This is a genomic window from Micromonospora sp. DT62 (genome assembly GCF_049847285.1).
In the GTDB taxonomy this organism is placed as follows: Bacteria; Actinomycetota; Actinomycetes; order Mycobacteriales; family Micromonosporaceae; genus Micromonospora; species Micromonospora reichwaldensis.
Window position 1 is genome coordinate 86,493 of the sequence record NZ_JBNCOB010000011.1, and the last position, 18,340, is coordinate 104,832.

The window sequence follows — 18,340 nt, forward strand, 5'->3', positions numbered from 1 at the left end:
CCCGGGCCTGGCGCGGCCCCTGGACGGCGACCGTGCCGGCGGTCGGTCAGCGGATCTGGACGCCGGAGATGGCCCGGGAGATGACCAGCCGCTGGATCTCGGAGGTGCCCTCGAAGATGGTGTAGATCTTGGCGTCCCGGTACCAGCGCTCGACCGGGTGGTCCCGCAGGAAGCCGGCCCCGCCGAGCAGTTGCACGGCCTTGTCGGTGACGGAGACGGCCACCTCACCGGCCTTCAGCTTGGACATCGAGCCCTCGCCGGCCGTGAAGGGCCGGTTGTTGCGGCCCATCCAGGAGGCCCGCCAGACCAGCAGCCGGGCGGCGTCGATCTCCAACTTCATGTCGGCCAGCGCGAACGCGACCGCCTGGTTCTCGATGATCGGGCGGCCGAACTGGACCCGCTCCTTCGCGTAGTCCAGGGCGTACTCGTAGGCGGCCCGGGCCACGCCCAGCGCCTGCGCGCCGACGGTGGGTCGGGAGAGCTCGAAGGTGCGCATCGCGGCCTGGCCCGAGACGCGCTTTCCGGAGCGGGCCCGGTCGAGCCGTTCGAGCAGGGCGTCCCGGCCGCCGAGCAGGCAGCGCCCCGGCACGCGTACGTCGTCGAGGAAGACGTCGGCGGTGTGCGACGCGCGCAGGCCCAGCTTGCGCAGCTTGCGGGTCGCGTTCAGGCCGGCGGTGCCCGGCGGTACGACGAACGCCGCCTGCCCGCGGGAGCCGAGCGTCGGGTCGACCGAGGCGGTGACCACGTGCACCCCGGCGATCCCGCCGTTGGTGGCGTACGCCTTCTGGCCGCTCAGCACCCACTCGTCGGCCGCCTCGTCGTAGACGGCCCGGGTGCGCATCGCGCCGACGTCGGAGCCGGCCTCGGGCTCGGTGGTGCAGAACGCGGCGACGGCCGGTTCGTCGACGGTGCCGAAGCACTGCGGCACCCATTCGACCATCTGGTCGGGGGTGCCGGCGCCGTAGATCGCGGCCACCGCGAGGGAGGTGCCGAAGATGCCCAGCCCGATGCCGGCGTCACCCCAGAAGAGTTCCTCGCTGGCGATCGGGAGGGAGAGGCCGGTGGGGTCGGCCCAGCAGGTGGCGAGGAACTCGAAGCCGTAGAGGCCGACCTTCGCCGCCTCCTGGATGATCGGCCAGGGGGTTTCCTCCCGGGCGTCCCACTCGGCCGCGGCCGGGCGCACGACCTCGGCGGCGAAGCCGTGCACCCAGTCGCGCAGATCCCGCTGTTCCTCGTTCAGGTCGAGCGAGAACTCGGCCATGTCAGGCCTTGGGGATGTCGAACAGGTTGGCGATGTTGGCGGCCAGGCCCAGGTCGCCCTTGGCCTTGAGCTTGCCGGTCATGAACATCATGACGGGGTTCGCGCCGCCGGAGACGATCTTCAGGAACTCGACCGGGCCCATCGTGAGGCTGAGCTTCGGGTCGTGCTGCGGGGTCTCGTTGACGGTGCAGGCGCCGTCGGCGACGACCACCTCGTAGGTGTCGGTGCCCCCGTCGGGACGGCCGGTGATGTTCCAGTGGATGACCGCGTTGGTCGAGCCGGCCCGGTCGGCGCGGAAGAGCTGCGGCATCCGGCCGAAGACCTCGCCGAGGATCTTGCCGCGCAGGTCGCCGGACATCACCTCGGCGATCTTGTCGTCCGGGGTGGACTTGACCAGCTGGGCGAACTCCTTGGGGCCGACGTTCGCGAAGTTGGCCGGGTCGAAGTCAGTCATGGGGCTGCACCTTCCGGGTATTGGCTACTCGTGCGTAACCTTACGGGCGAGTAGGTATGCTCGCAAGGTGTCCACCCCACCCACCTTCAAGCGCCTCCCCCGCGCCGTACGCGAGCAGCAGATGCTCGACGCGGCCGTGAAAGTGTTCTCACGCAGGGGCTTCCACGCGGCCAGCATGGACGAGATCGCCGAGGACGCCGGCATCTCCAAGCCCATGGTCTACGCGTACCTCGGCACGAAGGAAGAACTCTTCGTCGCCTGCCTGCACCGGGAGGGCACCCGGATGATGCAGGCCATCGCGGGGGCGGCCGCCCCCGAGTTGCCGGCCGACGAGCGGCTCTGGCGCGGGCTGCGCGCCTTCTTCGGCTTCGTCGGGGCGCACCGCGACGGATGGGCGGTGCTCTACCGGCAGGCCCGGGGCGAGCAGCCCTTCGCCGGCGAGCTTGCCGGCATGCGGGCCCGGCTGGTCGAGGTGGTCGCCGGGATGCTCGACCACGCGCTGCGCGCCGAGGGCCGCGAGGTGGGCGAGACCGACCTGGAGGTCGTCGCGTACGCCCTCGTGGGGGCGACCGAGTCGCTGGCGGACTGGCTCGCCGACCACCCGGAGGCCGACCCGGAGAAGACCGCCACCCGGATGATGAACGTCGCCTGGCTCGGTGCCGGTCAACTCCTGCACGGCGTCACCTGGCACCCACGGATGCCCCCGTCCTGACCCGCCGACGGCCGTGGCGTCCCGCTCGTCGGCTGGCAGGTGGTTCAGCGGCGAGATGTGGCGCGGCGCCTGCGGTGGTGCAACCAGCGGGCGGACTCCAGCAGCAGGGTGATCGCCAGCGAGAGGCCCACGCCGGCGAGGATGCCCTTGACCGGGTCGCGTTCGAAGGCCAGCCCGCCGAAGTAGCCGAGCAGGGTGCAGTAGAGCGCCCAGCTCACCGCCGCGATGGCGTCGAAGAGCAGGAACGACCGGATCGGGTAGCGGACCGCGCCCATGGTGAGGGTGACCGCCGTCCGGCCACCGGGGACGTACCGGGACGTGGTCAGGATCAGCCCGCCGCGCTGGTGCACCGCCCGCCGGGCCCACTCGGAGCTGGCCCGGCGCCGGCTGTCCGCCGGGAAGCGGGCGAGCCGGCTCGCCCCGCCGCCGCGCCCGATGGCGTACGAGACGTGGTCGCCGACGCACGCCCCGAGCGCGGCGGCGACGATCACCCCCACCAGGTCGGGGTTGCCGCCCGTGGCGAGCACCGCGGCGGTGATCACGGCCGTCTCGCCGGGTACGGCGGGGAAGAACGCGTCGACCGCGGTGAGCCCGAAGATCAGCAGGTACACCCACGGTGAGGCGACCAGCTGCCGGAGCAGGTCGAGCACGGACTCCATGCCTCCCATGCTCGCCGGGTGCGACCCGCCCGGTGGTCGAGTCGCCGGATCGACCCGCTCGGGACTCCGGGGCGGCCCGGCGTCACACCGACGCCTCGGCGGGCGTTCTGGCGGGCGCGAGGGGGCGCGGGGCGAGCAGCGGGCCGTGCGGGGTCTTGTCGTCGGCGGTGGGACCCCGGGAGGTCAGCACCACGGGCGCGCCCAGCTCCTCCTGCACCGCCGCCGTCCAGTCGGGCGGCGGGGCGTCGTCGTACACGGGGCGGGAGCGCAGCAGGCGGGCGGTGAGCGCGGCCTGCCGGTCCAGGTCGCCGGGCGGGCCCGGGGTGAGCCGGTCGGTGGTGTCGTAGCGGCGGCAGATCCGCAGCCCGGGGCCGGCGAGGTCGAGGTGGGTGAGCGCCAGGCCGTCGACCCCACCGGCCGCGGCGAGGGCGTACCGGTGGGCGACCGCGTCGAAGTGGCCGAACCGGAACCGGCCCTGCCACGGGTTCGTCGGATTGTGCGGGTCGGCCAGCGGCAGGGCCGGGTCCTCGGTCACCAGCGGACCGGGCCCGTGGCGGGTGGTGACCACGCGCAACACCCCGATCCGGGTGGCGCCGCCGGGCTGGCCCGCCTCGGCGAGCAGGCCGTCGACGTTGGCGAAGGTGGTGGTGCTCCACGTCGTGTACGGGTGGAAGCCGTGCCACTCGTCGAGCAGCACCCCCTGGGCGCCCTCGAAGACGCAGGTGCCGGCCCGCAGCGCCCCGGCCAGCCAGCTCCGGTCGACGATCGCCACCCGCCCGGCGAAGCCGGTGAACGCGGGCAGGCAGTCCTCGACCGGCGGGGCGTCGAGCGGGCCGAGCTCGGCGGTCAGCCGGTCCCGCAGGGCGGTCAGCCGGTGCCGCAGCAGCGCCGGGTCGCCGCAGTCGGCCACCCGGGGCGCCTCGTCGGGGTGGGCGAGACCGTACGCGACGGTCTCGCCCACCCCGAGCCCGCAGGAGCCGTGCCGGTCGGCTCCCCGGGCGATCTCCCGGGCCCGGTTCGCGGCCCGGTGGTACGGGGTGGCGAGCAGTGCCTCCCCGTCGACGGTCAGCCGGTCGAGCGCGTCGGGCACCCCGACCGAGGCGAGGTGGTCGGCCTCGGCGGCCAGCGCCAGCGGGTCCACCACCACGTGCCGCGACAGGTGCGTACGGACGCCGGGGTGGAACGTGCCGGCGCCGAACTGCGCGAACGTGTGGTGCCGGCCGTCGCGCAGCACGACGTTGTGCGCCGCCTGCGCGCCCCCGTTGAAGCGGACCACCGTGTGCACCGGCCGGGTGGCGCAGAGCCAGTCCACGACCGTGCCCTTGCCGGCGTCGCCGTAGCCGAGGTCCACCACCGCGACGTGCCTGCTCACCGGGCCTCCCCGCCGCCGGAGCCGAAGCCGGAGCTGCCGCCGCCGACCGCCGTCACGTGGTTCACAACCGGGTCACCTCGCCGCCGGTGTCGCGGAACGCGGGCAGCGTCGACACCTCGGCGCGCCGCCCCCCGCGCAGGCGGGCCAGCGCCTTCGACACGGTGCCGCTGGCGCCCGAGCCGGCCCGGTCGAGGTCGCGCAGGCCCTCGTCCAGGTCGATGGCCTGTTCGCCGAGCCCGACGGTGAGCGCGATCGTCTCGCAGACCGCGTCGAGGTCGTCCAGCACGACGGCGTTCTGCCCGAGCAGGTCCCGCCAGAAGTCGAGCACCTTGGCGTTGCCGGAGTAGTGGCTGCCGGCGGGGAGCAGGTAGTAGGTGTCCCAGCGGCGGGTCAGCTCGTCGACGATCTGCCGCAGCGGCACGTCCTCGCGCAGGTCGTCGCCGACGACGCCGGCCACCTCCCGGGACTTCACCTGCGGGTACGCCAGCTCGTCGCCGATGATGAACAGGTAGCCGCGCCGGCCGCGCTTCTCCCAGGAGTCGGTCGCGGTGTGCCGGGCCATGAAGTACATGGCCAGCTCGTACGACTCGGTCATCTGCCCGCCGCCGCCGCCCTCCAGCACGATCCGGCCGAGGTCGTCGTCCATCCGGTTGTCCGACTCGAACTGGCCGACCTGCAACGGCACCCGGTCGCAGGTGGCGTCGCCGATCGCGCCGAACATGATCTGCGGGTCGCTGGCGTAGCCCTGCCGTTGCAGCAGCCCGAGCAGCTGCGGCAGCTTGGTCTGCAGGACGCGCGGCACGTTGCGCATCGAGCCGGTGACGTCGAAGAGCACCGCGATGGGTGTCGAGCGGGGGTGCTCGTCGGAGTCCCGGCTCTCGCGCATCGCGTCGCGGGGGTCGAGGGCGGGGTGCACCTTGCGCGCCCCGCTGTCGCTGTAGGAGAACGCGCTCTTGCCGGTCTTCCGGCGGTAGCGGTCGGCGGCGTCGTACACGTCGGTGGACCACATTCCACTGCCCATGACAGCTCCTTAGGGGTTGAGGGTGAAGGGTCGGAAGGTGCGTGGCCCGTAGAGCCGGTCCAGCACCTCGTCCAGTTCGCGCAGCAGCCGCCACGCGTCGTCGGGCCGGGCGTCCAGGGCCCGCTGGCGGCAGCCCCGCGCGAAGGCGTCCAGCTCGCGGGGCGCGCGCGCCCCCATCAGCCAGCTCATGCATCCGCTGGCCATCGCGATGTCGGTGCCCGGCCCGCAGGGCCGCTTCCGGGGGATCTCGTCGGGGTACCAGTTCGCGTCGTAGCCGGGCACCAGCGCGGGGATCGTGCTGCCGACGGGGGCGGAGAAGCACCAGTCGACCAGCACCACGCCGTGCGCGTCCGGCTCGATCAGCACGTGCGGCGGCAGGACCGCGCCGTGCACGACGCCCGCCCGGTGGGCCAGGCCGAGCGCCACCAGCAGCCGGCGCCACATCCAGGCCACGTCGCGGGCGTCCAGCCCGTCCGGGTACGCGCGCCGGACTTCGTCGAGGTCGTGCAGGCCGGGCGCGGTGGCGAGCACGTTGATCCGCCGTTCCGCGCCGGTCGCGGCGTCGAGGTGCCGGAAGTCCTCGACCAGCCGGGGCACGTACGGCAGGTAGCGCGGGTCGCCGCGCTCGGCGATGGTGCGCAGGGCGTGCGCCTCGCGGGCCATCAGGTCGTTGTCGGCGGGTCGCCGGGGCAGCTTGAGCAGCCGGTCGGCCCCGACGCCGTAGAGGTCGGCCAGGTGGCCCGAGTGGGCCGGCGTGCCGAGTCGGTAGTCGCCGAGGACGGTGACCTGCCGGGCCCGCCAGCGGGTGGTGACCTGGACGAACGCGTCGGTGGCCTCGGCGCGTACCGCCGGGTCGGCCGGCAGGCGGTCGGGGTGCAGGGCCGCGACCAGCTCGCGGTAGCGCCGGGCCGGCTGGTCCGTGCCGAACAGGTCGGCGTCGGTGCGGGCCGCGGCGACCAGGCGGACGGCGTCGGCGGTCCTCATCGGACCGTCTCCTCCCGGGCGGGGCGCAGCAGCGCCGGGTGCAGCAGCCGGGCGTCGCCGGCCCGGTAGAGCTTGGCGCGGGGGCCGCCCCGGGCGCCGCCACGCTCGGTGCTGGTGCCGGTGCTCTCGACGAAGCCCGGCACCGAGAGCACCTTGCGGTGGAAGTTGCCGGCGTGCAGCGGGTGGCCCCAGACCGTCTCGTAGACGGCGCGCAGCTCGCTGATCGTGAACTCGCCGGCGATGAAGCGCGTGGCGAGCGGGGTGTATTCCAGCTTGGACCGGGCCCGCTCCAGCGCGTCGTCGATGATCCGGCCGTGGTCGAAGGCGAGCTGCCGGTTGGCCAGCGCGGTCACCGGCAGCCAGCCGGCCTCGTCGGCGTCGGTGCCGGCGGCCGGGTCGGGCAGGTCGGGGGCGAACGCGAGGTGGGCGACCGAGACGACGCGCATGCGCGGGTCGCGGTCGGGGGTGCCGTAGCTGCCCAACTGCTCCAGGTGTACGCGGCGCAGTCCCTCGCCGCCGAGCCCGGTCTCCTCGGCCAGCTCCCGTCGGGCGCCGTCGGTGAGGTCCTCGTCGGGGCGGACGAAGCCGCCGGGCAGCGCCCAGTGCCCCGCGAAGGGCGGCTGGCCGCGCCGGATCAGCAGCAGGTGCAGCGCGCCGTCCCGGATGGTCAGCGCCACCACGTCGACGGTCACGGCGACCGAGGGGTAGGCCCCGGGGTCGTACGCGGCCAGGAAGTCCTGCTCGTCAACCATGTCTCTCTCATTCTGAGAACATCTCGATCTGAGAAGAACTTAGCGCACGAGAACGCCTCTGCCAAGCCCGGGTTCCGGATCGGCAGAGGCGTACCCGTCTTCGGCAGGGGCGTACCCAGCTTCGGCAGGGGCGTACCCAGCTTCGGCAGGGGCGCCTCAGCGCACGAGGCCCGCCAGGTGCGGTCGGCCGCGCGAGTCGTGCAGGGCGAACCCGCCGTCCGGCAGCAGGCCGAAGCTCACCATGCTCGGTAGCGGCACCGGCAGCTTGAAGGCCACCTCGACCGTGTAGGCGTCCGGCAGCCGGTTCTCCAACGCGGCCAGGCAGCGGGCCTTGCTCCACATCCCGTGCGCGATCGGCCGGGGGAAGCCGAACAGTCGGGCGCCGAGGCGGGAGGTGTGGATCGGGTTGTGGTCGCCGGAGACCCGCGCGTAGTCCGTACCGACGCGGGGATCGACCCGCCAGCGGGCAGAGCCGGCCGGCGTCGCGGGCCGCCCGGCCTGCTCGCGCCGACCGCCGCCGCCCCGCTTGCCCTCCCTGCCGAGGTACGTCGAGACGCCCCGCCACACCTCCGCCCCGTCGACCGAGCCGACCAGCACCACGTCGATTTGCCGGCCCCGGTCGTGCGGGCGCAGGTTCTCCGCGTACGTGCGGAAGTCGAAGGTCTCGTCGGCGCTGATCGGGCGGTGCACGGTGATCCGGTTGCCGACGTGCACCACGCCGGTCAGCGGGATGGGGAACTCCGGCGCGGTCATCAGCCGCAGCGCCAGCGGGAAGCCCATGACGTGCGGGAACGTCGCGGGCAGTCGGTCGGTGAGCCGGAACCCGCAGACCCGGTCGTAGTCGGCGAGGTGCGTCCGGTCGACGGCGATCCCGCCGACGGCCAGCTCGACCGCCGGGACGCCCGCCGACCGCCGCCCACCGCCGAGGCCGGGCAGCGCGCCGAGCAGCGCCCGCCGGTAGAGCGCCCCGGCCGCCGGCATCCGGGACAGCTCGACGCGCTCCCGGGCACCCGTCCCGGCCGGGCCACCGCCCGACAGGTCCCGCGTCGCCTCGGCGGCGGAGGCGGAGAGGTCGTGCGTCTCTTCGAGGCTCAGGTCGTGGCCGGACGCCGCCGGCCCGCGGATCGCGTCCAGGGTGTCCTGCGACAGGATCTCGGTCGGGCCGTCGATCAGCTCGTGCACCGACAGGTCGTCCGGGTCCGGCGCCGGTTGTCCTCTCCTCGCCATCACGCCCCCAGCAGGCTCTGGCCGCAGACCCGGACGACGTTGCCGCTGACGGCGCCGGAGGCCGGCCACGCCAGCCAGCCGATGGTCTCGGCGACGTCCACCGGCAGCCCGCCCTGGGACATGCTGTTCATCCGCCGGCCCGCCTCGCGGATCACCAGCGGGATGCGCGCGGTCAGCCGGGTCTCGATGAAACCGGGGGCGACCGCGTTGACGCTGATCTGCCGTTGACGCAGCGCCGGGGCGAGCGACTCGACCAGCCCGATCACGCCCGCCTTGCTGGTGGCGTAGTTGGTCTGGCCCCGGTTGCCGGCGATGCCGGCGATCGAGGAGACCGAGACGATCCGGCCGCCGGCCGGGATCAGCTCCCGCTCCAGCAGCACGTCGTTGATCCGCTCCTGGCTGGAGAGGTTGACGTCGAGCACCGAGTCCCACCGGTCGGCGTCCATCCGGCCGAGGGTCTTGTCGCGGGTGATCCCGGCGTTGTGCACGACCACGTCGACCCGCCCGTGCCGCTCGGCCAGATGCTCGGCGAGCCGCTGCGGGGCGTCGGGGGCGGTCAGGTCGAGCTGGACGGCGGTGCCGCCGATCTCGTTGGCGACCGCCGCCAGCTCGTCCCCGGCCGCCGGAATGTCCAGCGCGACGACCCGGGCGCCGTCGCGGGCCAGCACCCGGGCCAGCGCCGCGCCGATGCCCCGGGCCGCCCCGGTGACCAGGACGACCTGCCCGTCCAGCGGGCGGTCCCAGTCGGCCGGGGCCTCGGCCGTGCCGGCGCCGACCCGGACCACCTGCCCCGAGACGTACGCGGACCGGCCGGAGAGCAGGAACCGCAGGGTCGCCTCCAGGCTGGTCCAGGTGCCGGCGTCGGGGTCCTTCGTGACGTGGACGAGCTGGGCGGTGACGCCCTGGCCGAACTCCTTGCCGATGCTGCGGGTCAGCCCCTCCAGGGCCCGCTGGGCGGTCGCCTCGCGGGGGGAGCCGCACTCGTCGGGCGGGGTGCCGAGCACGACGACCCGGCCGCTGGGCAGCACCGACCGGGCGCGCGGGTGGAAGAAGTCGTACAGCTGGCGCAGCTCGGTGGAGTCGGTGATGCCGGTGGCGTCGTACACCAGGGCGGCGAAGCGCCCGGTGGACTCCACGGCGCCGGGATCGGGCAGCTCGACCCCGGCGGCGGTCAGGAGCCTGCCGGCCCGCTCGGCGAGCCGGCCGCCGGTCGCGGCGCCCAGCAGGACGGGGCCGGGCACGATGGGATCGCCGGGGGTGTGCCGGCGCAGTCGCGGCGGGTCGGGCAGCCCGAGGCGCTTGACCAGCGTGCGGCCGGCCCCCGATCGGACGAAGCTCGCGTACCTGTCGGTCATAGGCGTAGCCTACTGGCGAGTAGGTTGAGGGCAAGTCTTTCGAGGAGGCGGGATCGTGCAGAGCATCCGGCGGGTGGCGGTCATCGGCGGCAACCGCATCCCCTTCGCGCGGTCCAACTCGCGGTACGCCAGCGCGTCGAACGCCGACATGCTGGGCGCCGCGTTGGACGGGCTCGTCGCCCGGTTCGGGCTGGCCGGCCAGCGCGTCGGCGAGGTGGTGGCCGGCGCGGTGCTCAAGCACGCGAAGGACTTCAACCTGACCCGCGAGGTGGTGCTCGGCTCGAAGCTCGACCCGCACACCCCCGCGTACGACATCCAGCAGGCCTGCGGCACCGGGCTGGAGGCGGCCATCCTGGTCGCCAACAAGATCGCCCTCGGGCAGATCGACGTCGGCATCGCCGGCGGCGTGGACACCACCTCCGACGCGCCGCTCGCCGTCAACGAGGAGATGCGCCGCACGCTGCTCCGGCTCAACAGTGCCCGCACCCTCGGCGAGCGGCTGAAGATCGCCGCGAAGCTGCGCCCCACCCAGCCGTTCAAGCCGGAGATCCCGCGCAACGCGGAGCCGCGTACCGGGCTGTCGATGGGGGAGCACGCCGCCCGCACGGCGCTGCGCTGGCAGGTCGACCGGCAGGCGCAGGACGAGCTGGCCCTGCGCTCGCACCAGCGGCTCGCCGCCGCGTACGACCGGGGGTTCTTCGACGACCTGCTGACCCCGTACCTCGGGCTGACCCGCGATGCGAACCTGCGCCCCGACAGCAGCCTGGAGAAGCTCGGCGCGCTGAAGCCAGTCTTCGGCGCGAAGGGGCCCGACGCCGAGGCGGCGACCATGACGGCCGGCAACTCGTCGCCGCTGACCGACGGCGCCTCGACGGTGCTGCTGGCCAGCGAGGAGTGGGCCCGCGCGCACAGCCTGCCCGTGCTGGCGTGGTTCTCCTGGTCGGAGACCGCCGCCGTCGACTTCGTGCACGGCGACGAGGGGCTGCTGATGGCCCCCGCGTACGCGGTGCCCCGGATGCTGACCCGGGCCGGGCTGACGCTTCAGGACTTCGACTTCTACGAGATCCACGAGGCGTTCGCCTCGCAGGTGCTGGCCACCCTGGCCGCCTGGGAGTCCCCGGAGTTCTGCAAGGACCGGCTGGGGCTGGACGCCCCGCTCGGCGCGATCGACCGGGAGAGGCTGAACGTCAACGGCTCGTCGCTGGCGGCCGGGCACCCGTTCGCGGCCACCGGCGGCCGGATCGTGGCGACCCTGGCGAAGCTGCTCGCCGAGAAGGGCAGCGGCCGGGGCCTGATCTCCATCTGCGCCGCTGGCGGCCAGGGCGTGACCGCGATTCTGGAGCGCTGAGCCGGCAACCTGCCCCGCAAACGCCGACGCGTTGTGCAACGAGTTGTCGGCCCTGGCCGAGCCGCAGCCGGGTAGAACCGCGACCTCAGAAAACAGGTCGTCGGCTCTTCGAGGGATAAAACGAACAAGAGCTCACATTCACGTCTCAACCTCCTGAAGATGAAGGCGCTGGTCGTCCTTCTTCAGGAGGTTTGTAGTGAAATCAAGACGTTGGCTGGTGGCCGCACTCTCCAGTGCGGCCCTGGTCCTGCTCCCCGGCGCCTCGTACGCCGCCGCCCCCACCGCGGTGGCCCAGGCCGCCGCGCCCGCCGAGGACGGGCGGCGCCTTGCCGGGCAGCCGGTCGCGTACCCCGGTGGTGGCGACGGGCAGCCCGCATCGAGCCTCTGCCGCCCCGGCCTGGCGCCGAACGCGCCCGAGACCACCACGTTCTACGGCGGCAACCGGCTGCTCGGGCCGGCCCAGCTTCCCTTCGCCTCACCGGTCGGGCCGCTGCTCGCCGGCTACCAGCGGCTCGGCCTGCAGACGGAGACCGAGTGGCTGGCGAACTACACCGCCGGAAGCCCGGCGGCGCTGCGCTTCCCGCCGCAGGAGGGCTACGTGCTCGGCCCGCACGGCGAGCCGGTCAAGGCCCGGCAGACCCTGCTGCCCGGGTACCGGCTCGACCGCTTCGGCTTCCCCGGCGGCGCCTTCCTCTCGCCGGTCGGCACCCCGTTCAGCGCCCGATCCCTCGCGCCGCAGAGCCTGAACACGCCGCCGATCCCGCCACCCCCGCCGGGCGTCCCGCCGGCGGCCACGCTGGCCAACTACCACACCTACTGCGTGCTCAAGCCGTTCGACGTCGACTCCGGCCCGATCGCGCCGTGGTTCGCGCAGCCCGGCATGGGCACCCAGTTCCAGCTCAACCCGGCGTACGTGCCGCAGGCCGGTGGGACCCTGAACGTGCAGTGGCTGATCGACCACCACTACCTCGTCGAGGAGTACCTGGACGGCGTCGCCCCGCCATGCCCGACCTCCGCGGTGCCGAGGCAGGGTGGAGTGGGCGGCGGAACCCCCGTCTGCTGAGCCGCGTGGACAGGGGAGGTCAGGGAGTGGACCGGCACGAGGTGCGTGACGCCCTGCTGGCGACCGGGATGTCACCGGACGCGTTCGAGCTGGAAGGCGTGCACGAGCACGTGCCGGTCCCGCCCGACTTCTGGTTCCTCCGCCGCTCGGCGGGGGAGCGGTGGGAGATCGGCGCCTACGAGCGCGGCCGGTACGACGTCCGGCTGGTGTTCGACACCGAGGCGCAGGCGTGCGTCGGGTTGTGGCGGGCGCTCACCGGCCGGCCCGTACCTACTTGATCGTGCCTGCCGGGGCGAGCCATCGCACGGGCTGACCGGTGACCCCGGAGATCTGGTCGAAGTCACGGTCGTAGTGCAGCAGGGAGAGGCTCTGGTACTCGGCCGTCGCCGCGATCAGCAGATCGACGGCGCCGGCAGACCGGTGGGTACCCCGAGCGGTGAGCTGCTCCTGGATCTCGGCCGCCCGCTCGTAGATCCGGTCCGGCATGCTCACCCAGTTGAACACCGTTCGAAGCCGGTCCCCCAGCCATCTGCGGTCGGCCAGCGAGCGGGCCGAATACAGGAACTCCAGTTCTACCAGCGGGCAGACCGCGAGCAGGCCGGCCGTGAGTGGCTGCTCCCATCGGGCCTGGGTATCGGGGTCGCGCAGCAGCCGGACCAGCGCACTGGTGTCGACCAGGTAGTCGGCGAGTCTCACGACCGGTACGTGCTCTTGTCGAGCAGTTCGTCGAAGTCCCCGGCCTGGGCCCGTCCGCTGAGTTCCGCGAGGGCGCGGGCGCGCCGGAGGCGGGCAGCCCCTTCCCGCAGCGCGACGTTCACCGTGTCCTTCTTGGTCTTGGTGCCGAAAGCCGCAGCCGCGTCGGCAAGCGCCTCGTCGTCGACGTCCACCAGGATCTTGGTCATCGCGCGCCCCCTATATACCGTCCACTTGCCGAGTATATCCAGCGCCGGGCTGGTCCGGCGCGGGTCGAGGCTCGCGTCGCGGCCTCGATCCGGCCGGACCGACAGATGGGGCAGTCCACGCCGTTCGCCCGTCTCGCATCCGCCCGCCGGGTCAGGCGGTGGCGCCGCCGTCGATGGCGATCGACGCGCCGGTGACGTGCCGGCCGCCCTCGCCCACCAGGTGGCTGACCGTCGCCGCCACGTCCTCCGGCGTGCCGTAGCGGCCGAGGGCGATGTGTGACCGCTGGGCGTCCGCGCCGGCGCTGTCCGCCCGGTTCATGTCGGTGTCGGTGGAACCGGGCAGGACCAGGTTGACGGTGATCCCGCGCGGGCCGAGCTCGCGGGCGAGCGCCCTGGTCAGGCCGTTGATGGCGGTCTTGGTCATGGCATAGACGCTCACCCCGGGAGCCGGTACGCGGCTGGCGAAGCTGCTGCCGATGTTGACGATCCGCCCGCCGTCGCGCAGGTGGCGTACCGCCGCCTGGGTGGCCAGGAACGTCCCGCGCACGTGCACGGCGATGGCCCGGTCGAGATCGTCGAGGCTGACCTGTTCGATCGGCCCGGACGAGAACACCCCGGCGTTGTTGACCAGGATGTCCAGCCGCCCCAACTCGGCGACGGTCCGCTCGACCGCGTCGACGACCGCCGTACCGTCGGTGCTGTCGGCGCGGATCGCCAGGCCGGTGCGGCCGTACGACGTGATGTCGGCGACGACGGCCTTCGCGCTCTCCTCGTCGCGGCGGTAGGTGAACGCGACGTGGGCTCCGTCCTCGGCCAGCCGGCGTGCGACGGCGGCGCCGATACCGCGGCTACCACCGGTGACCAGGGCGACCCTGCCGGTAAGTCTGGACACTCTTCCTCATTCCCGTCAGTCGACTCAGCAGGGTGATCACCCTAGCCAGCCGGCAACCCTGCCGATGCGGTGCGGGCGGGTCCGGGAGAATGAGCGCCGTGACGACGATCCCGAACGTGCTCGCCAACCGGTACGCCTCGCCCGAACTGGTCACCCTCTGGTCGCCCGAGGAGAAGATCCGGATGGAGCGGCGGCTCTGGCTCGCCGTGCTACGGGCCCAGCGGGACCTCGGCATCCCCGTGCCCGACGGCGTGGTCGAGGCGTACGAGGGGGTGCTCGACCGGGTCGACCTGGCCTCGATCGCCGAGCGGGAGCGGGTCACCCGGCACGACGTGAAGGCCCGGATCGAGGAGTTCAGCGCGCTCGCCGGGCACGAGCACGTGCACAAGGGGATGACCTCCCGTGACCTCACCGAGAACGTCGAGCAGCTCCAGGTGCGCCGCTCGCTGGAGCTGATCCGGGACCGGGCGGTCGCCACCCTGGCCCGGCTGTCCCGGCTCGCCGTCGAGCACTCCGACCTGGTCATGACCGGCCGCTCGCACAACGTCGCGGCGCAGGCCACCACGCTGGGCAAGCGCTTCGCGTCGGCCGCGGAGGAGCTGCTCATCGCGTACGAGCGGCTGGACGACCTGATCAACTGGTACCCGCTGCGGGGCGTCAAGGGCCCCGTCGGCACCGCCGCCGACCAGCTCGACCTCTTCGACGGCGACGCCGACAAGGTGGCGGAGCTGGAACGCCGGGTCGCCGGGCACCTCGGCTTCAGCCGCGTGCTCGACAGCGTCGGCCAGGTCTACCCGCGCTCGATCGACCTGGCGGTGCTCTCCGCCCTGGCGCAGATCGCCGCCGCCCCGTCGTCGCTGGCGACCACCATCCGGCTGATGGTCGGCCAGGAGCTGGCCACCGAGGGCTTCAAGCCGGGCCAGGTGGGTTCGAGCGCGATGCCGCACAAGATGAACACCCGCTCCAGCGAGCGGGTCAACGGCTTCGCCGTGATCATCCGGGGTTACCTGTCGATGGTCGGCGAGCTGGCCGGCGACCAGTGGAACGAGGGGGACGTCTCCTGCTCGGTGGTCCGCCGGGTCGCCCTGCCGGACGCGTTCTTCGCCGCCGACGGGCTGTTCCAGACCTTCCTCACCGTGCTGGACGAGTTCGGCGTGTACCCGGCGGTGGTCAACCGCGAGCTGGAGCGCTTCCTGCCGTTCCTGGCCACCACGAAGATCCTGGTGGCGGCGGTCCGGCGCGGCGTCGGCCGCGAGGTCGCCCACGAGGCGATCAAGGAGCACGCGGTCGCGGTGGCCCTGGCCATGCGCGAGAAGGGCGCCGCCGAGAACGACCTCTTCGACCGCCTGGCGCAGGACGGCCGCCTGGGCCTGACCCGCGCCGAGATCGACACCCTCGTCGCCGACCGCACCGCCTTCGTCGGCGCCGCCCCGGCCCAGATCGAGGCGGTCGCCCGCCGCATCGCCACGGTCGTGGCCACCCACCCCCAGGCCGCCACCTACACCCCACCCCCCATCCTCTAACCCCCACCCACTCCCACCCCCACCCCGCGCACCGCCCGCCCCTCCCTCCCGGCCCGTTGATCATGAAGTTGTTGTCGCGACACGCCGATGAAACCGGCAACAACTTCATGATCAACCGCCTGGGCGGGGCACGGGAGGGCCAGGGGAGGGGGTGGGGTGGGTGGGTCAGTCTCGGGTGGGGGTTTCGGCGGCCGAGCGGAGGTTGGGGGCGCTCGCCGGTTCTGCGATGCCACCCGGGGACTCGGCGAAGGCGGGGTCGTGCGCGGTCTCCGCGGCGACCAGGGGCTGGTCGGGCGGCATGACGTCGGGCATCTTGGGAGCCACGACCACGGCCGTGCCGTACGCGCAGATCTCCATCCACATCTCGCCGCAGTCGCGGCTGTCGAAGCGCATCCCCACCACGGCGTTCGCGCCGATGCGGCGGGCCTCCTCGCCGAGCCGGGCCACCGAGTCCGTACGCCACCGGGTGAGGTTGTCCGGGGCCATCGGGTCGTACGCGCCACCGCGCAGGTTCTTGACCCCCTCGCGGTACGGGTTCCGCGTCCTGGCCATCGATGACACCACTTCGCCGAGGATCTGGCGGATCTCGTACCCGGGTAGTTGCTCCGTCGTCACGACCAGCACGTTTCCGATGGTCTCAGGGTTGCGCGCACCCGATCGTGAGCCGTGTTCACCTGATCGGATGCTGCAAAACGGCGCGGCGCGGACGGCCGGCGCGCTGCCGACCATCCGCGCCTAGCGCGGCGCTAACCGTCAGACACCGGCCGTCTGGGTGATCCAGGCCCGGTTGTACGCGACGCTGCCGTAGTTCTGGATGCTCTGGCCGTCGGCGGTGGAGGCGACGCCGACCTGCGCGCCGTTGTAGAACTGCGGGCCGCCCGAGTCGCCCCGCCAGGCGTTGCCGTTGATCCGGGTGCTCCGGATCGCCTGCCCGCCGTACGCGTCGGTGACGCTGTTGCTGGTCACCCGGACCGACGCGGTCTTCAGCTGGGTCGAGGCCGAGCAGCCGCTGTAGCAGGTCATGCCCCAGCCGTAGATCGAGTTGGTCGAGTTGAGCGGCGGGTTGCTGTTGGCGAGCGTGACGTACGAGGTGCTCACCGAGCTGGACAGGCGCAGCAGGGCCAGGTCGTACCGGCTGTAGCTGGCGCTGACGGTGCGGGTCTGGCCGCCGGAGGTGCGGTTGACGCTGCCGACCCGGACGGACATCGTGCCGTTCACGCAGTGCCGTGCGGTGAGCACCCACTGCGGCGCGATGATGGTGCCGGAGCAGGTGAACGAGCCGTTGCTGAGCACGGCGGCGGCCCACGGGGCCGACGAGACGGTGCTGCCGCCGATGATCGGCTGCGGGCCGGCGGGGGCGGCGAGGGCGCCGGAGCTGGCGCCGAGCAGGCCGGCCGCTGCGGTGGCCAGCACCGCGACCATGGATCGGATGCGCATGGGGGCTCCTTCGGGGTGGGGCCCGGGTTCACCGGGTCGAGCTGTCGGCCGGCGGGCGGGGTGGCCCGACAGCCGATCGACGTACGACGATGTACGGTAGGGCCCCTGAGATGTCGTTCACAAGAGATCCATCGGAAATGATGGATGAGACGGTATGGCGGGCCGGGCGGCGGCCGGCCCTCCGGTGATCCGACGGAGCGGGGCGAAACGGGTAGGTCGGCAACGGATGGGCATCGGGATCGCAACGAACCCGCATCGGTCCCCGGGCCCCGCGCCGGGAATGTCGATCACCGCCTGAACTGCGTCCGGCCGGTGCGTCCGGGGCGGTATCTGCCAGGTAGGCTGGCTGCGCTCGCCCGTTGTGGGTAGGCACCCAACTGCGTACACAGTCAGGAGTGCCCAGTGCCTCGCGTCGTCGTCGACGTCATGCTCAAGCCCGAGATCCTCGATCCCCAGGGCCAGGCCGTCGCAAACGCGCTGCCCCGGCTCGGCGTCAGCGACGTCGCCTCGGTTCGGATCGGCAGGCGGATCGAGATCGAATTCACCGGTGAACCGGACCTGGACCGGGCCCGGGAGATCGCCGACAAGCTGCTCGCCAACCCGGTCATCGAGGACTTCACGGTCCGCGTGGCCGAGGCCGACGAGACCGTGGACGCACGCTCGTGACCGCCCGGGTGGGTGTGGTCACCTTCCCCGGCTCGCTCGACGACGGGGACGCGGCCCGGGCCGTCCGGATCGCGGGCGCCGAACCGGTCCGTCTCTGGCACGGCGACCCGCAGCTGCACGGGGTGGACGCCGTCGTCCTGCCCGGCGGCTTCTCCTACGGCGACTACCTGCGCTGCGGCGCCATCGCCCGGTTCGCCCCGGTGATGGACGCGATCGTGGACGCGGCCCGGGGCGGCCTGCCCGTGCTCGGCATCTGCAACGGCTTCCAGATCCTCTGCGAGGCCCACCTGCTGCCCGGCGCGCTCACCCGCAACCAGCACCTGCACTTCCGCAACCGCGACCAGGTCCTGCGCGTCGAGTCGGCCGGCACCGCGTGGACCAACGCGTTCCAGCCCGGCCAGGAGGTGCTGATCCCGGTCAAGAACGGCGAGGGCTGCTACGTCGCCGACACCGCGACGCTGGACCAGCTCGAAGCCGAGGGCCGGGTGGTCGCCCGCTACGTCGGCGGCAACCCCAACGGGTCGCAGCGCGACATCGCCGCGATCACGAACCCCGCCGGCAACGTGGTCGGCATCATGCCGCATCCCGAGCACGCGGTGGAGGCGCTCACGGGCCCCTCCCTGGACGGTCTCGGCTTCTTCACCTCGGTGCTCAAGCACCTGGTGGGGACGCCGGCGTGACCGTGCGCGGCATCATCGGTCGGCTCACCCGC

General features: G+C 73.1%; 21 protein-coding genes. 7 read left to right on the top strand and 14 right to left on the bottom strand.

Going from position 1 to position 18,340, the window contains the following annotated elements:
- Positions 1-46: 46 nt before the first annotated feature.
- Together ACPXCB_RS17380 and ACPXCB_RS17385 are read right to left on the bottom strand one after the other, a co-directional pair.
- A complete protein-coding gene (locus tag ACPXCB_RS17380) occupies positions 47-1,261 on the bottom strand; it encodes an acyl-CoA dehydrogenase family protein (RefSeq protein ID WP_425876600.1) in 1,215 nt (404 codons plus the stop codon).
- 1 nt (position 1,262) lies between these two features.
- Positions 1,263-1,715 carry an SCP2 sterol-binding domain-containing protein gene (locus ACPXCB_RS17385; protein ID WP_151455555.1) on the bottom strand — a complete coding sequence of 151 codons (453 nt, stop codon included), beginning with the start codon at positions 1,713-1,715 and terminating at the stop codon, positions 1,263-1,265.
- Between the two features lie 67 nt (positions 1,716-1,782).
- Here ACPXCB_RS17385 and ACPXCB_RS17390 point away from each other — a divergent pair, with 67 nt between their 5' ends.
- On the top strand, positions 1,783-2,427 hold the full coding sequence (locus tag ACPXCB_RS17390) for a TetR/AcrR family transcriptional regulator (protein WP_425876602.1): 645 nt from the start codon (positions 1,783-1,785) through the stop codon (positions 2,425-2,427).
- Between the two features lie 44 nt (positions 2,428-2,471).
- On the opposite strand, the gene ACPXCB_RS17395 is transcribed toward ACPXCB_RS17390, so the two are convergent.
- From ACPXCB_RS17395 to ACPXCB_RS17425, 7 genes are all read right to left on the bottom strand, one after another.
- Positions 2,472-3,086 (bottom strand): DedA family protein, encoded by a 615-nt coding sequence (locus ACPXCB_RS17395; protein ID WP_425876604.1) that lies wholly within the window; start codon positions 3,084-3,086, stop codon positions 2,472-2,474.
- 82 nt (positions 3,087-3,168) lie between these two features.
- Positions 3,169-4,458 (bottom strand): adenylosuccinate synthetase, encoded by a 1,290-nt coding sequence (locus ACPXCB_RS17400; protein WP_425876606.1) that lies wholly within the window; start codon positions 4,456-4,458, stop codon positions 3,169-3,171.
- A gap of 61 nt (positions 4,459-4,519) precedes the next feature.
- The gene (locus tag ACPXCB_RS17405; RefSeq protein WP_425876608.1) at positions 4,520-5,479 is read right to left on the bottom strand and encodes a hypothetical protein; all 960 of its coding nucleotides are present in this window, start codon (positions 5,477-5,479) and stop codon (positions 4,520-4,522) included.
- A 9-nt stretch (positions 5,480-5,488) separates the two neighbouring features.
- The gene (locus tag ACPXCB_RS17410) at positions 5,489-6,463 is read right to left on the bottom strand and encodes a J domain-containing protein (RefSeq protein ID WP_425876610.1); all 975 of its coding nucleotides are present in this window, start codon (positions 6,461-6,463) and stop codon (positions 5,489-5,491) included.
- The gene (locus ACPXCB_RS17415) at positions 6,460-7,215 is read right to left on the bottom strand and encodes an NUDIX hydrolase (RefSeq protein WP_425876612.1); all 756 of its coding nucleotides are present in this window, start codon (positions 7,213-7,215) and stop codon (positions 6,460-6,462) included. The genes ACPXCB_RS17410 and ACPXCB_RS17415 overlap by 4 nt, the downstream gene beginning before the upstream one ends.
- Positions 7,216-7,371: 156 nt before the next feature.
- Positions 7,372-8,196, bottom strand: coding sequence for a MaoC/PaaZ C-terminal domain-containing protein (locus ACPXCB_RS17420; protein WP_425876761.1), 825 nt, complete (start codon positions 8,194-8,196; stop codon positions 7,372-7,374).
- A gap of 245 nt (positions 8,197-8,441) precedes the next feature.
- Positions 8,442-9,797 carry a 3-oxoacyl-ACP reductase gene (locus ACPXCB_RS17425; protein WP_425876614.1) on the bottom strand — a complete coding sequence of 452 codons (1,356 nt, stop codon included), beginning with the start codon at positions 9,795-9,797 and terminating at the stop codon, positions 8,442-8,444.
- A 55-nt stretch (positions 9,798-9,852) separates the two neighbouring features.
- On the opposite strand from ACPXCB_RS17425, the gene ACPXCB_RS17430 reads away from it, so the two are divergent.
- From ACPXCB_RS17430 to ACPXCB_RS17440, 3 genes are all read left to right on the top strand, one after another.
- The gene (locus ACPXCB_RS17430) at positions 9,853-11,145 is read left to right on the top strand and encodes an acetyl-CoA C-acetyltransferase (RefSeq protein ID WP_425876616.1); all 1,293 of its coding nucleotides are present in this window, start codon (positions 9,853-9,855) and stop codon (positions 11,143-11,145) included.
- Positions 11,146-11,341: 196 nt separating this feature from the next.
- The gene (locus ACPXCB_RS17435; protein ID WP_425876618.1) at positions 11,342-12,208 is read left to right on the top strand and encodes a TNT domain-containing protein; all 867 of its coding nucleotides are present in this window, start codon (positions 11,342-11,344) and stop codon (positions 12,206-12,208) included.
- Between the two features lie 26 nt (positions 12,209-12,234).
- The gene (locus ACPXCB_RS17440; protein ID WP_425876620.1) at positions 12,235-12,486 is read left to right on the top strand and encodes a hypothetical protein; all 252 of its coding nucleotides are present in this window, start codon (positions 12,235-12,237) and stop codon (positions 12,484-12,486) included.
- On the opposite strand, the gene ACPXCB_RS17445 is transcribed toward ACPXCB_RS17440, so the two are convergent.
- The 3 genes from ACPXCB_RS17445 to ACPXCB_RS17455 all read right to left on the bottom strand — a co-directional run bounded on the left by ACPXCB_RS17445 (position 12,479) and on the right by ACPXCB_RS17455 (position 14,002).
- On the bottom strand, positions 12,479-12,904 hold the full coding sequence (locus ACPXCB_RS17445) for a PIN domain nuclease (protein ID WP_425876622.1): 426 nt from the start codon (positions 12,902-12,904) through the stop codon (positions 12,479-12,481). The genes ACPXCB_RS17440 and ACPXCB_RS17445 overlap by 8 nt on opposite strands.
- Positions 12,901-13,110 (bottom strand): type II toxin-antitoxin system VapB family antitoxin, encoded by a 210-nt coding sequence (locus tag ACPXCB_RS17450; protein ID WP_327030153.1) that lies wholly within the window; start codon positions 13,108-13,110, stop codon positions 12,901-12,903. Before ACPXCB_RS17450 ends, ACPXCB_RS17445 begins: the two co-directional genes overlap by 4 nt.
- A gap of 151 nt (positions 13,111-13,261) precedes the next feature.
- The gene (locus ACPXCB_RS17455; protein ID WP_425876624.1) at positions 13,262-14,002 is read right to left on the bottom strand and encodes an SDR family NAD(P)-dependent oxidoreductase; all 741 of its coding nucleotides are present in this window, start codon (positions 14,000-14,002) and stop codon (positions 13,262-13,264) included.
- A 98-nt stretch (positions 14,003-14,100) separates the two neighbouring features.
- Here ACPXCB_RS17455 and purB point away from each other — a divergent pair, with 98 nt between their 5' ends.
- A complete protein-coding gene (gene purB, locus ACPXCB_RS17460) occupies positions 14,101-15,525 on the top strand; it encodes an adenylosuccinate lyase (protein ID WP_425876626.1) in 1,425 nt (474 codons plus the stop codon).
- Between the two features lie 165 nt (positions 15,526-15,690).
- On the opposite strand, the gene ACPXCB_RS17465 is transcribed toward purB, so the two are convergent.
- Positions 15,691-16,254 (bottom strand): YbjQ family protein, encoded by a 564-nt coding sequence (locus ACPXCB_RS17465; RefSeq protein ID WP_311412114.1) that lies wholly within the window; start codon positions 16,252-16,254, stop codon positions 15,691-15,693.
- A 24-nt stretch (positions 16,255-16,278) separates the two neighbouring features.
- On the bottom strand, positions 16,279-16,962 hold the full coding sequence (locus ACPXCB_RS17470; RefSeq protein ID WP_425876628.1) for a S1 family peptidase: 684 nt from the start codon (positions 16,960-16,962) through the stop codon (positions 16,279-16,281).
- A 402-nt stretch (positions 16,963-17,364) separates the two neighbouring features.
- Here ACPXCB_RS17470 and purS point away from each other — a divergent pair, with 402 nt between their 5' ends.
- Both purS and purQ read left to right on the top strand, forming a co-directional pair.
- The gene (purS, locus tag ACPXCB_RS17475) at positions 17,365-17,628 is read left to right on the top strand and encodes a phosphoribosylformylglycinamidine synthase subunit PurS (protein ID WP_121397234.1); all 264 of its coding nucleotides are present in this window, start codon (positions 17,365-17,367) and stop codon (positions 17,626-17,628) included.
- Positions 17,625-18,308: a phosphoribosylformylglycinamidine synthase subunit PurQ gene (gene purQ / locus ACPXCB_RS17480; RefSeq protein WP_425876630.1), complete on the top strand. Its 684-nt coding sequence runs from the start codon at positions 17,625-17,627 to the stop codon at positions 18,306-18,308. The genes purS and purQ overlap by 4 nt, the downstream gene beginning before the upstream one ends.
- Positions 18,309-18,340: the final 32 nt, after the last annotated feature.